The sequence below is a fragment of the Citrobacter sp. S46_ASV_140 genome, assembly GCF_018919545.1.
Lineage (GTDB): Bacteria > Pseudomonadota > Gammaproteobacteria > Enterobacterales > Enterobacteriaceae > Citrobacter > Citrobacter braakii.
Genome location: NZ_JAHLRC010000020.1, coordinates 46,152 through 58,157, shown reverse-complemented (window position 1 = coordinate 58,157; position 12,006 = coordinate 46,152). Strand labels below are relative to the sequence as shown.

Sequence of the window (12,006 nt, the reverse complement as noted above, 5' to 3'; positions counted from 1 at the left end):
AATTATCCGGCAGAACCCTTCCGTATTAAAAGCGTTGAAACTGTATCTATGATCCCGCGTGATGAACGCCTTAAGAAAATGCAAGAAGCGGGATACAATACTTTCCTGTTAAATTCGAAAGATATTTATATTGACCTGCTGACAGACAGTGGCACCAACGCAATGAGCGACAAGCAGTGGGCCGGAATGATGATGGGTGATGAAGCCTACGCGGGCAGCGAAAACTTCTATCATCTGGAAAGAACCGTGCAGGAACTGTTTGGCTTTAAACATATTGTTCCTACTCACCAGGGGCGCGGCGCAGAAAACCTGTTATCGCAGCTGGCAATTAAACCGGGGCAATATGTTGCCGGGAATATGTATTTCACTACTACCCGTTATCACCAGGAAAAAAATGGTGCGGTGTTTGTCGATATCGTTCGTGACGAAGCGCACGATGCCGGTCTGAATATTGCTTTTAAAGGTGATATCGATCTTAAAAAATTACAAAAACTGATTGATGAAAAAGGCGCCGAGAATATTGCCTATATTTGCCTGGCAGTCACGGTTAACCTCGCAGGCGGGCAGCCGGTCTCCATGGCTAACATGCGCGCGGTGCGTGAACTGACTGCAGCACATGGCATTAAAGTGTTCTACGACGCTACCCGCTGCGTAGAAAACGCCTACTTTATCAAAGAGCAAGAGCAGGGCTTTGAGAACAAGAGCATCGCCGAGATCGTGCATGAGATGTTCAGCTACGCCGACGGTTGCACCATGAGTGGTAAAAAAGACTGTCTGGTGAACATCGGCGGCTTCCTGTGCATGAACGATGACGAAATGTTCTCTTCTGCCAAAGAGTTAGTCGTTGTCTACGAAGGCATGCCATCTTACGGCGGCCTGGCCGGACGCGACATGGAAGCTATGGCGATTGGTCTGCGCGAAGCCATGCAGTATGAGTACATCGAGCACCGCGTGAAGCAGGTTCGCTATCTGGGCGATAAACTGAAAGCCGCTGGTGTACCGATTGTTGAACCGGTGGGCGGTCACGCGGTATTCCTTGATGCGCGTCGCTTCTGTGAGCATCTGACGCAGGACGAGTTCCCGGCACAAAGCCTGGCTGCCAGTATCTATGTGGAAACCGGCGTACGTAGTATGGAGCGCGGAATTATCTCTGCGGGCCGTAATAACGTGACCGGTGAACACCACAGGCCGAAACTGGAAACCGTGCGTCTGACTATTCCGCGCCGCGTTTATACTTACGCGCATATGGATGTAGTGGCTGACGGTATTATTAAACTTTACCAGCACAAAGAAGATATTCGCGGGCTGAAGTTTATTTACGAGCCGAAGCAGCTCCGTTTCTTTACTGCACGCTTTGACTATATCTAAATAATAATTATGGCCCCATCTCAGGATGGGGCTTTTTTGTATTTCTTTTCCATGAACAGGAAGCCTTTGCGGTGCCCGTTACCGTGACATAACTACAAAAGTAAACCCTGACTCCGACATTTTTATTATCCGCATGATGTACAAATGACAGCTGTAATTATAACGAATAGTCTACAGGAACATTTATCATGGATATTAATGCCATTGAGCGACAGAGTAGTACCCCCGGACTGATTAGCGGAACCATGTTGGTTATCGCGACCGTAGTGGGTGGAGGGATGTTTTCCCTGCCGATTGCGATGGCTGGCGTATGGTTCCCCGGTGCGTCAGTTATTCTTCTGTTTATCGCCATCATGATGTTATTAACCGGTCTGATGCTGGTCGAAGTTAACCTGCATTATGGCGCTGGTGCCAGTTTTAATACTTTTACTCAGGATTTATTAGGCCGAAAGTGGAATATTGTGGTCGGTATCGCTTTCGGCTTTGTGCTGTATATTCTGACCTATGCCTATATCTCTGGTTCGTCGGCGGTGATGGCGCAAACCGTGTTCAAATACAGCGGCGTGCGCTTTCCGGCGAATATCTCGGTGGTGATCGTCAGTATGCTGGTCGGGGCGATTGCCTGGTACAGCTCCTTGTTGGTTGGACGTATTACTACCGTGTTGATTATCGGTAAGTTTATAGCGTTCTTTGCCACCTTCTCTGGCCTGGTGGGGCATATCGAAGTGGCGAAACTTGTCGACAGCGTGGCGGTGGCGCTGCCCAATTCGCAGTACCTGCCATATATCCTGATGACGCTGCCGTTCTGCATTATCTCGTTTGGTTTTCACGGTAACGTGCCGAGCCTGGTGAAGCTGTATGGCACGAGCGGGATCTCGAATATTACGCGTTCGATTATCATCGGCACGCTGTTTGCCCTGCTGCTGTATATCTTCTGGCTGGGTGTCACGATGGGCAACATCAGTCGTTCCTCATTCCCGCCAATTATCGCCAAAGGCGGCAATATCGACGTGTTTGTCGAGGCCATCAGCGGGCTGTTCACCAGCCGTTATATGGATCTGATCCTGACCTTCTTCGGCAACTTTGCGGTAGCCAGTTCCCTGCTGGCGGCGACGCTTGGCCTGTTCGATTACATCGCCGACCTGTTTCACTTCCCGGATGACGGCATGGGTCGCCTGAAAACCGCGCTGGTGACCTACTTCCCGCCAGCCGCTGTGTGCTTCTTCTTCCCGAACGGGTTTGTCCACGCCATTGGTTACGCCGGTCTGGCCTTTACCATCTGGAGCGTGATCCTGCCGCCGTTCCTGGTGAAAGCGGCGCGGAAACGTTTTCCGACCGCCAGCTATACCGCGCCGTGTAATAACACCGTGCTCAATCTGGTCATTGTCTGTGGGGCGGTTGTCTATCTGACGGTTGTTCTGGACGTATTTGGTCTGCTGCCAACGTTTCGCTAGACGGAGTCAAAATGAAAAACGTGTTGTCTGTTCAGTCGTCAGTCGTTTATGGCTATGCCGGAAATAAAGCCGCCGTGTTGCCGATGCAGCTCTCGGGGATCGATGTCTGGCCGTTTTACACCGTACAGTTTTCCAACCACACCCAGTACGGGATGTGGCAGGGCATGGCGATGCCGCATGGCGAGCTGAGCGCCATCATCTGCGGGCTGGATGACCTGCAAAAACTGGCGCAATGCGATGCCGTGCTGTCCGGGTATCTCGGGGACAAACGCCATTGCGAAGAGGTGAAGCTCGCGGTCACCACCATTCGCCAGCGTAATCCCCAGGCGCTCTATTTTTGCGATCCGGTGATGGGCGACCCGCAAAAAGGCTGCATCGTCGCGCAGGGCGTGGAGTCCTTTTTTGTCGATGACGCCATTCAACTGGCTGATGTGATGGGGCCGAATCTCTATGAGCTGGGCGTGCTGACGGGCAGACAACTACGTAGTTTTGACGAGGTGGTGGCAGCGGCGCAGCAGCTGGTGGCGTGGGGCGTGAAGAAGGTGCTGGTGAAACATCTCGGCGACTGCTCGCGCGACAAAAAGGCGTTTGAAATGCTGCTGGTGACGGCGGAACAGACGTTACACATCGCCCGGCCGCTGTATACCTTTGCCAAAATGCCAGTGGGCGTTGGGGATCTGATTTGCAGCGTGATGCTGGCCTCACTGCTCAACGGTTATGAGGACAAGCAGGCGCTGGAGCGGACCACCAGTGTCGTCGACGCGGTGATGCGGCTGACGAAAGAGCACGACTCGTATGAACTGCGGCTGATAGACGCGCGTCACCAGATAATGGAGCCGCAAATTCGCTATCAGGCAACGGTGCTGTAGCGCCGCAAGGAGGCTCTATGTTTCTGACACTGCTACGATTTCAGCATCCGCTGATCTACCGTTTTGCATGGCTTCGTCTGTGGGTCAGGGTGTTAAGAGCGTGCGGGCTGCGTAAGTGAAAGGGGAGAACATTTTTCTCTGCTGCCGGATGCGGCGCTTGCGCCTTATCCGGCCTACAAATGAGCGTGAAACGTAGGCCCGATAAGCGAAGCGCCATCAGGCATTAGCGCCAGGCATTACACGCGGAAGTAGCGTGGTGGGATCAACGCGGAAAAGGCGTCGAACTTCTTCACCATCTTTTTCCAGAACAACATAACAACAATCCTCGATTTGAAACATCGGCGCTATTTTAGTCAGCGCCGACAAATCGTAAAGCCAGTCGCTTCGTTTCGATCCTGAAGCGGTGTAAACCTTTTTGGTCACCACGTCGTCAAATACGGTTGCCGTGAATTTGACGGGGTTGACAATGGATTACGCCATAAACCAGTAATAAAAGAGACCGACTTTCAGGCCGAGGATCACAATATAGGCGCAGCAGTATTTCATGGTGCCAGACATTATCTGGTTGGCCTGTCCGTCCATTTTGGTGGCTGAAACCGCAATGGCGATACTCTGCGGCGAAATCATTTTCCCCCCCGTTGCACCAGAAGTATTCGCCGCCGCGAGCCAGTTGGGATCGATATGCAGTTTACTGGCGGCAATGGTTTGCAGTTTGCCGAACAAAATATTCGAGTTGGTATCGCTGCCGGTAACAAACGTGCCCAGCGCGCCAATCACCGGGGCGAGGAAGACGTAGGAACTGCCGGTCAGATCGACAATCGACTGGGCCAGCGTGGAGATAATCCCGCTGAGATCCATCACCGTGGCCAGCGCGACAATCGCCATAATCGCCACAATGGAATTTTTAAGCTGGAAAATGGTTTTGATAAACACTTCCAGCATCCCGCGCGCGGACGCTCCCTGAATAAAACCGCCGATAAGGGTCGCAAAGATGATCAGCATCCCCGGCGTGGTCACCCATTCAACTTTCAGCGCCAGCGTGTTGCCGTCGGCGAGCGTGAAATGCAGCACCGAGGCCAGTTGGGACGCCGCGCCTTTGATCGTCGGGAACAGCGGTGAGCACAGTAGGATAAAAACAAAAATAAACAGATAGATAGAGCCTACGCGGAACAACACTTTTGCCGAGCGCGGCGTGGTTTCGCGGGTATGGCTGACCTCAATGCGCCACTCGGGATCGGTTTTCCCTTTGCGCAGGCGGCTGACCATCGCCACGGCAAACAGGCTGACCAGGCTACCGGCAAAGGCGGGCAATTCCGCGCCAAGATGAATGGCGACAAAATATTGCGGAACCAGCGTGGTGATGCCGCAAATCAGCGTGATCAGAAATACGCCACGAATGGCTTTCAGGCCGCCGCCAATAATGCAGACAATGACAAACGGCAGCAGGATATTAAACAGCGCGAGCTGCAGAATAATGGTTCCGCCTAAGGTATACACCGGCAGATTAACCTGTTCCGCCAGAATAGAAACCGGGATCCCGACCGCGCCGAACGCGGTGGGAACGGTATTCGCCACGAGAGAAGCGATCGCCGCCTTCAGCGGGTTGAATCCCAGCGCAATAAGAATGCCGATCGGAATGGCGACCGCCGTGCCATAACCTGCCGCGGCTTCAAGGAATCCGCCGAAGCACCATGAAATCAGTAGCACCTGAATACGCTTATCTTCGCTAATGCTGGCGAGAATATCGCGCAGAATATCCAGCGCTTTGGTTGCCTGCATGACGTTATAACTGAAGATGGCGCCGAGGATCACAATCACAATCGGCCATAACCCCTTCAGGGCGCCATAGCCTATCGCGGCTTTCAGATTCTGTACGGGCATTTCCCAGAATATGGCCGACAGCGCGGCAGTGAATACCAAAGAGATCAACACGGAATAATGGATGGGCATTTTCAATTTCAATATTAAAAATACCATCAGTAGTAAAGGAGAGAGTGCCAGGGCAAACATAAAATATTCGTTCATTGCTATTCCTGATTGGTTCATTAAACCTGATTTATATTTATGGTGGGGAGGCTACATTGCTGGGTTAATAAAGTATGTAAACTGAATCGCTTCAGTGAATAAAGTAATTATGATTTGTAGTTTTGTAACTATTGTAATCTTTTAATTAAAATCCAATGCCAGGTAAATATACTTAAGAGTAAGCTGAATACCTATAAATAGTTATTTGATAACCTTTTTAATAATGCTGGTGATGAGAATAGTAAGCACCTGAAACTGTTTTTAAGGTGTTCATAACGCTGTGGTTTTAAATATAAAAATGTGAGCGAGACCGAAAGAAATAAACCTGGTTGTTGCATATGGGGGTTGATTAGGGGATTATTTGGTTTTGTCATACAAATGAAAATACAGACATATGCGACTGTCCTGACTTAAGAAGCGGAGAGTCGGTATCAAAGGAAAACGACCCGAGCATCACCATGAACCCAGGCATTAGTAAAAACAGCAAACAGAAAACTGGGCGTGAAATACGGCTGAACCTTTGCTTGATATCGCGATATCAAGCGCAATAAACAGAAATGAAGCAATGGAGTAGTTATTGTGAATGTAAATTTCTTTGTTACCTGCATTGGTGACGCACTGAAATCACGGATGGCACGAGACTCCGTATTGCTGCTGGAAAAACTCGGTTGCCGCGTTAATTTCCCCGAGAAGCAAGGGTGTTGCGGTCAGCCAGCCATCAACAGCGGTTACATCAAAGAGGCGATCCCTGGGATGAAAAACCTGATCGCCGCCCTGGAAGATAACGACGATCCGATTATCTCGCCAGCAGGCTCCTGTACCTACGCGGTAAAAAGCTATCCGACGTATCTGGCCGATGAACCGGAATGGGCGCTGCGTGCCGAAAAGGTTGCCGCGCGTATGCAGGATCTCACCTCCTTTATCGTCAACAAGCTGGGCGTGGTGGACGTCGGCGCCAGCCTGCAGGGCCGCGCTGTCTATCATCCCTCTTGTAGCCTGACTCGGAAGCTGGGGGTGAAGGAAGAGCCGCTCACGCTGCTGAAAAACGTGCGCGGGTTGGAGCTGCTGACGTTTGCCGATCAGGATACCTGCTGCGGCTTTGGCGGGACGTTTTCGGTCAAAATGGCCGAGATATCCGGCGAGATGGTGAAAGAGAAAGTCTTACATTTGATGGATGCGCAGCCGGAATATTTGATTGGCGCAGACGTCAGTTGCCTGCTGAACATTGGCGGTCGACTGCAACGGGAAGGCCAGCCGGTCAAAGTGATGCATATTGCTGAAGTGCTGATGAGCCGCTGAGGGGAAAGAGATGTCGATAAAAACCAGCGATGTAGAATTTAAACTGCGCATTCGTCAGCAGATAGAAGATCCGATCATGCGCAAAGCCGTGGCCAATGCGCAGGAACGTATTGGCGCAAATCGACAAAAAATGGTCGATGAGTTAGGCCACTGGGAAGACTGGCGCGATCGTGCCAGCCAGATCCGCGATCACGTGCTGAGCAACCTCGACGCTTACCTGTATCAACTCTCCGAGAAAGTGACGCAAAACGGCGGCCACGTCTATTTCGCCAAAACCAAAGAAGAGGCCACCGCTTACATTCTGCAGGTCGCGCGAAGCAAAAACGCGAAGAAGGTGGTGAAGTCCAAGTCGATGGTGACCGAGGAGATCGGCGTCAACCATGTCCTGCAGGATGCGGGAATTCAGGTGATCGAAACCGATCTCGGGGAATACATCCTGCAATTGGATCAGGATCCACCTTCGCACGTCGTGGTCCCGGCTATTCATAAAGATCGCTATCAGATCCGCCGCGTGCTGAACGAGCGTCTGGGGTATGACGGCCCGGAAACCCCGGAAGCCATGACCTTGTTCATTCGCCAGAAGATCCGCGAGGATTTCCTGAGTGCCGAAATCGGTATTACCGGCTGTAACTTTGCCGTGGCGGAAACCGGTTCAGTATGCCTGGTGACCAACGAAGGCAACGCGCGCATGTGCACCACGCTGCCGAAAACACACATTGCGGTGATGGGCATGGAGCGTATCGCGCCAACCTTTGCTGATGTGGATGTGCTGATCACCATGCTGGCGCGCAGCGCCGTGGGCGCTCGTCTGACGGGCTATAACACCTGGCTGACCGGCCCGCGTGAGGCGGATAACGTGGACGGACCGGAAGAGTTCCATCTGGTGATTGTCGATAACGGTCGCTCGCAGGTGCTGGGCTCTGAGTTTCGCGATGTGCTGCGCTGCATCCGCTGCGGGGCCTGTATGAACACCTGCCCGGCGTACCGCCACATCGGCGGGCACGGCTATGGCTCTATCTATCCTGGACCTATCGGCGCGGTGATTTCTCCGCTGCTCGGCGGCTATAAAGATTTTAAAGACCTGCCGTACGCCTGTTCTTTATGCACGGCCTGTGACAGCGTCTGCCCGGTGCGTATTCCGCTGTCAAAACTGATCCTGCGTCATCGTCGGGTGATGGCCGAGGAGGGCATTACCCCGAAAGCCGAGCGACGGGCGATCAAAATGTTCGCTTATGCCAATAGCCATCCGGGGCTGTGGAAAGTGGGGATGATGGCGGGCGCGCATGCGGCAAGCTGGTTTATCAATGGCGGGAAAACCCCGCTCAAGGTTGGCGCGATTGGTGACTGGATGGAGGCGCGCGATCTGCCTGATGCTGACGGCGAGAGCTTCCGCAGCTGGTTTAAGAAACATCAGGCGCAGGAGAAAAAGAATGGATAACCGTACCGCGTTTTTAAACACCATCGCCCAGGCGCTGGGTCGCCCGCCGCGTTTCGAACCGCAAGCGGATGCCGCGCCGGTTAACAATTATGCCAACGAGCGCCTGACCGAACTTAGCCCGCAGCAGCGCTGCGATGCGTTTATCCAGTTCGCCAGCGAAGTGATGCTGGCCCGCTGTGAACTGACTCGCGAGGACCAGGCCGCAGAAGCAGCGCTACGCCTGTGTGAAGAATTGGGTCAGCCGGTAGTGCTGAGCGGCGACAGCCGACTGGTGGCGCTGGGCATCACCGAACGTTTGCAGCAGGAATGCAACGCCGTGGTCTGGGATCCGGCGCGAGGCAGCGAAAATATTACCGAGGCCGAGCAGGCGAAAGTCGGCGTAGTGTATGCCGAGTATGGCCTGACTGAGTCCGGCGGTGTGGTGCTGTTTTCCGCGCCGGAGCGCGGGCGTTCTTTGAGCCTGTTGCCGGAGTCCTCGATTTTCGTGCTGCGTAAAAGCACCATCCTGCCGCGCGTGGCGCAACTGGCAGAAAAACTGCATCAGAAAGCGCAGACCGGTGAGCGTATGCCGTCGTGCATTAATATTATCAGTGGACCCAGCTCGACGGCGGATATTGAGCTTATCAAGGTGGTTGGGGTGCATGGCCCGGTGAAGGCGGTGTATCTGATTATTGAGGATTGTTAAGGCAGGAGAAAGAACCGCTCTGGGCTGTGGGCCAGAGCGGTATCGACGTTATGCAATCATGCTGATGATCAACACGATAATCAGACCAACCACGGAGTTCACCAGCTCCAGCAGACCCCAGGTTTTCAGCGTATCCTTCACCGACAGGTCGAAGTAGCCTTTGAACAGCCAGAACGAGGCATCGTTGATATGGGTCAGGGTGTTGGAGCCAGCCGCCGTCGCCAGTACCAGCAACGCCGGATCGACGCCCACCAGTTGACCGGTTGCCGGGTCGAGAATGGCTGCGCTGATAATCCCCGCCGCCGTCATGGCTGAGACCACGCCCTGACCGGTTGCCAGACGAATAAGCACGGTTATCAACCACGCCATGATGTATGGCGAAATATTGCCGTGCGACATCAGCATACCGATGGTATCGCCAATGCCGGTATCGATAATGGTCTGCTTCAGTACGCCGCCCGCGCCGATGATCAGGATCACCATGGCGATGCTTTTCACCGCGTTTTCAAAGGCGTTCATCACCCACTGCATGTCGTGACCACGCGCGGTACCAAACAGCACGAAGGCGACAATCATGGCGATAAACATCGCAATTGGCGAGGAGCCTAAGAAGTTGACCACTTCCCACGCCTGCGTTCCTTTCACCAGCCAGATGTTGGCGATGGTGGTGGAGATCATGATGATCGCCGGGATCAGCGGAACCAGAATAGAGATGCCGAAAGACGGTAGATTGTTCTGGTCAACCGGTACGTCGGCCTTCATGAATGACGGCGTCGGGCGATCGAGGTTGCCGAGGAACTTCGGCAGGATAATCCCGGCGCAGATCACGCTCGGAATAGTCACCAGTATACCGTAGATGTAGACCATACCCATGTCAGCGCCGTAGGCGTTAACCAGCGCGACCGGGCCTGGCTGCGGCGGGAACAGAGAGTGGGCGGTGGTGGCGGCGGCAACGGCAGGAATCGCCAGCTTGAGGAACGGGATCTTCGCTTCTGCGGCAATGACGATCACCAGCGGCGCCAGCATAATAAACGCCACTTCATAGAACATCGCCAGGCCGAAAATCAGACCAATAATGATCACCGACAGTTGCACATAGCGCAGCCCGAGTCGCGCCAGCAGCGTATGAGCAATCTGATGCGCCGCGCCGGAATCGACCATCAGCTTACCGATGACTGCCCCGAATACCACGATAATCGCCAACTCCCCCAGCGTGCTGCCAAAGCCGGATTTCATGGTGTGCAGCAGCGCCATTAAGTCCATACCCGCCAGCATGCCGACCGAGAGCGCCGCCAGCAGCAGGGCGACCATCGAGTTTATTTTGAATCTTAGATTGAGCACCAGCATCAGACCGATGCCGAATACGACCCACAGAATATTGAGAACATGCATATAACGTCTACCTTTATTGGTTGAACTATTATGATTTTGGTTGAGATGTTATCCGTATTGGTTAACCATTGATGCGATGAATGTCACATTGCGTTACATGTTTACATCTTTACTGCGCTTCCTGGCCGCAAAATGGCGATCTAATCAGCAAAAATCGTGATTTGGTTAACCAATTCACTCCTTCAGGTTGACATGTCATACCAAAAGGAGGAATTTATGTGCCATATCGTCGAGTCCATAACGTAAATGAGGAATAAAAGATGGAACAGACATGGCGCTGGTATGGTCCTAACGATCCGGTCACCTTAGCGGATGTACGTCAGGCGGGTGCCACGGGCGTGGTCACCGCCTTGCACCATATCCCGAACGGGGAAGTGTGGACGGTTGATGAGATCCTAAAACGCAAAGCCATTATTGAGCAGGCGGGCCTGGTCTGGTCGGTCGTCGAAAGCGTACCGATCCACGAAGACATTAAAACCCGTTCTGGTAACTATCAGCAGTGGATCGCCAACTACCAGCAAAGCCTGCGTAACCTGGCCCAGTGCGGCATTCGTACCGTGTGCTACAACTTCATGCCGGTTCTCGACTGGACCCGTACCGACCTGGAATACGTCCTGCCGGACGGCTCCAAAGCGCTGCGTTTTGACCAGATTGAATTTGCCGCCTTTGAGCTGCACATCCTCAAACGTTCGGGCGCGGAAGCGGATTACACCGCCGAAGAGATTGCTCAGGCGAATGAACGCTTCGCCACCATGAGCGATGAAGACAAAGCGCGTCTGACCCGCAATATCATCGCCGGTCTGCCGGGCGCGGAAGAGGGCTATACGCTTGACCAGTTCCGCCAGCATCTTGCGCGTTATAAAGATATCGATAAAGCCGCACTGCGCGAGAACTTTGCCGTCTTCCTGAAAGCAATTATTCCTGTGGCGGAAGAAGCAGGCGTGCGGATGGCGGTACACCCGGACGATCCGCCGCGCCCAATCCTCGGCCTGCCGCGCATTGTTTCCACCGTGGAAGATATGCAATGGATGGTCGATACGGTCAACAGCATGGCGAACGGTTTTACCATGTGCACCGGCTCCTACGGCGTCCGGGCGGACAACGATCTGGTCAACATGATCAAACAGTTTGGCCCACGTATTTACTTCACCCATCTGCGCTCCACGCTGCGTGAAGATAACCCGAAAACCTTCCATGAAGCGGCGCATCTTAACGGCGACGTCGATATGTACGAAGTCGTGAAAGCGATCGTTGAGGAAGAGCAGCGCCGTAAAGCCGAGGGTAAAGAGGACCTGATCCCAATGCGTCCGGACCACGGCCATCAGATGCTTGACGATCTGAAAAAGAAAACCAACCCAGGCTACTCCGCGATTGGTCGCCTGAAAGGGCTGGCGGAAGTGCGTGGCGTTGAGATGGCTATCCAGCGCGCTTTCTTTAGCCGCTAAAGCGAGTTGCCGGTCACCTGTCTGGCCGGCT

At 53.4% G+C, this 12,006-nt stretch carries 9 protein-coding genes; 7 read left to right on the top strand and 2 right to left on the bottom strand.

Annotated elements, in window-relative coordinates; translation table 11 throughout:
* The 3 genes from KQJ19_RS08340 to pdxY form a co-directional block, all read left to right on the top strand.
* The coding region (locus KQJ19_RS08340) for a tyrosine phenol-lyase (RefSeq protein ID WP_216403536.1) at positions 1-1,368 on the top strand (1,368 nt) is incomplete at its 5' end.
* Positions 1,369-1,556: 188 nt separating this feature from the next.
* Entirely contained in the window at positions 1,557-2,822 is a 1,266-nt protein-coding gene (locus tag KQJ19_RS08335) for an aromatic amino acid transporter (RefSeq protein ID WP_016151548.1), read from the top strand.
* A gap of 11 nt (positions 2,823-2,833) precedes the next feature.
* Positions 2,834-3,691 carry a pyridoxal kinase PdxY gene (pdxY, locus tag KQJ19_RS08330; RefSeq protein ID WP_216403535.1) on the top strand — a complete coding sequence of 286 codons (858 nt, stop codon included), beginning with the start codon at positions 2,834-2,836 and terminating at the stop codon, positions 3,689-3,691.
* 471 nt (positions 3,692-4,162) lie between these two features.
* Here pdxY and KQJ19_RS08325 read toward each other — a convergent pair whose 3' ends face one another.
* The gene (locus KQJ19_RS08325) at positions 4,163-5,716 is read right to left on the bottom strand and encodes an L-lactate permease (RefSeq protein WP_016151550.1); all 1,554 of its coding nucleotides are present in this window, start codon (positions 5,714-5,716) and stop codon (positions 4,163-4,165) included.
* Between the two features lie 579 nt (positions 5,717-6,295).
* Between KQJ19_RS08325 and KQJ19_RS08320 the strand changes: the two genes are divergently transcribed.
* The 3 genes from KQJ19_RS08320 to KQJ19_RS08310 are packed head-to-tail and all read left to right on the top strand — an operon-like array spanning position 6,296 to position 9,138.
* Positions 6,296-7,015, top strand: a complete 720-nt coding sequence (locus tag KQJ19_RS08320; RefSeq protein ID WP_016155592.1) for a (Fe-S)-binding protein — start codon at positions 6,296-6,298, stop codon at positions 7,013-7,015.
* 10 nt (positions 7,016-7,025) lie between these two features.
* Positions 7,026-8,453: a LutB/LldF family L-lactate oxidation iron-sulfur protein gene (locus KQJ19_RS08315; protein WP_016151552.1), complete on the top strand. Its 1,428-nt coding sequence runs from the start codon at positions 7,026-7,028 to the stop codon at positions 8,451-8,453.
* Positions 8,446-9,138: a lactate utilization protein C gene (locus KQJ19_RS08310; protein ID WP_216403534.1), complete on the top strand. Its 693-nt coding sequence runs from the start codon at positions 8,446-8,448 to the stop codon at positions 9,136-9,138. The genes KQJ19_RS08315 and KQJ19_RS08310 overlap by 8 nt, the downstream gene beginning before the upstream one ends.
* A 48-nt stretch (positions 9,139-9,186) precedes the next feature.
* On the opposite strand, the gene gntP is transcribed toward KQJ19_RS08310, so the two are convergent.
* Positions 9,187-10,530, bottom strand: a complete 1,344-nt coding sequence (gene gntP, locus KQJ19_RS08305; protein ID WP_131347536.1) for a gluconate permease GntP — start codon at positions 10,528-10,530, stop codon at positions 9,187-9,189.
* A 260-nt stretch (positions 10,531-10,790) separates the two neighbouring features.
* Here gntP and uxuA point away from each other — a divergent pair, with 260 nt between their 5' ends.
* Positions 10,791-11,975 carry a mannonate dehydratase gene (gene uxuA, locus KQJ19_RS08300; RefSeq protein ID WP_047414556.1) on the top strand — a complete coding sequence of 395 codons (1,185 nt, stop codon included), beginning with the start codon at positions 10,791-10,793 and terminating at the stop codon, positions 11,973-11,975.
* Positions 11,976-12,006: the final 31 nt, after the last annotated feature.

What these genes read in the sequence shown, in the direction of transcription:
- pdxY (WP_216403535.1), top strand. Translation starts at nt 2,834, where the DNA reads ATGAAAAACGTGTTGTCTGTTCAGTCGTCAGTCGTTTATGGCTATGCC.
- uxuA (WP_047414556.1), top strand. Translation starts at nt 10,791, where the DNA reads ATGGAACAGACATGGCGCTGGTATGGTCCTAACGATCCGGTCACCTTA.
- KQJ19_RS08335 (WP_016151548.1), top strand. Translation starts at nt 1,557, where the DNA reads ATGGATATTAATGCCATTGAGCGACAGAGTAGTACCCCCGGACTGATT.
- KQJ19_RS08310 (WP_216403534.1), top strand. Translation starts at nt 8,446, where the DNA reads ATGGATAACCGTACCGCGTTTTTAAACACCATCGCCCAGGCGCTGGGT.
- KQJ19_RS08325 (WP_016151550.1), bottom strand. Translation starts at nt 5,716, where the DNA reads ATGAACGAATATTTTATGTTTGCCCTGGCACTCTCTCCTTTACTACTG.
- gntP (WP_131347536.1), bottom strand. Translation starts at nt 10,530, where the DNA reads ATGCATGTTCTCAATATTCTGTGGGTCGTATTCGGCATCGGTCTGATG.
- KQJ19_RS08315 (WP_016151552.1), top strand. Translation starts at nt 7,026, where the DNA reads ATGTCGATAAAAACCAGCGATGTAGAATTTAAACTGCGCATTCGTCAG.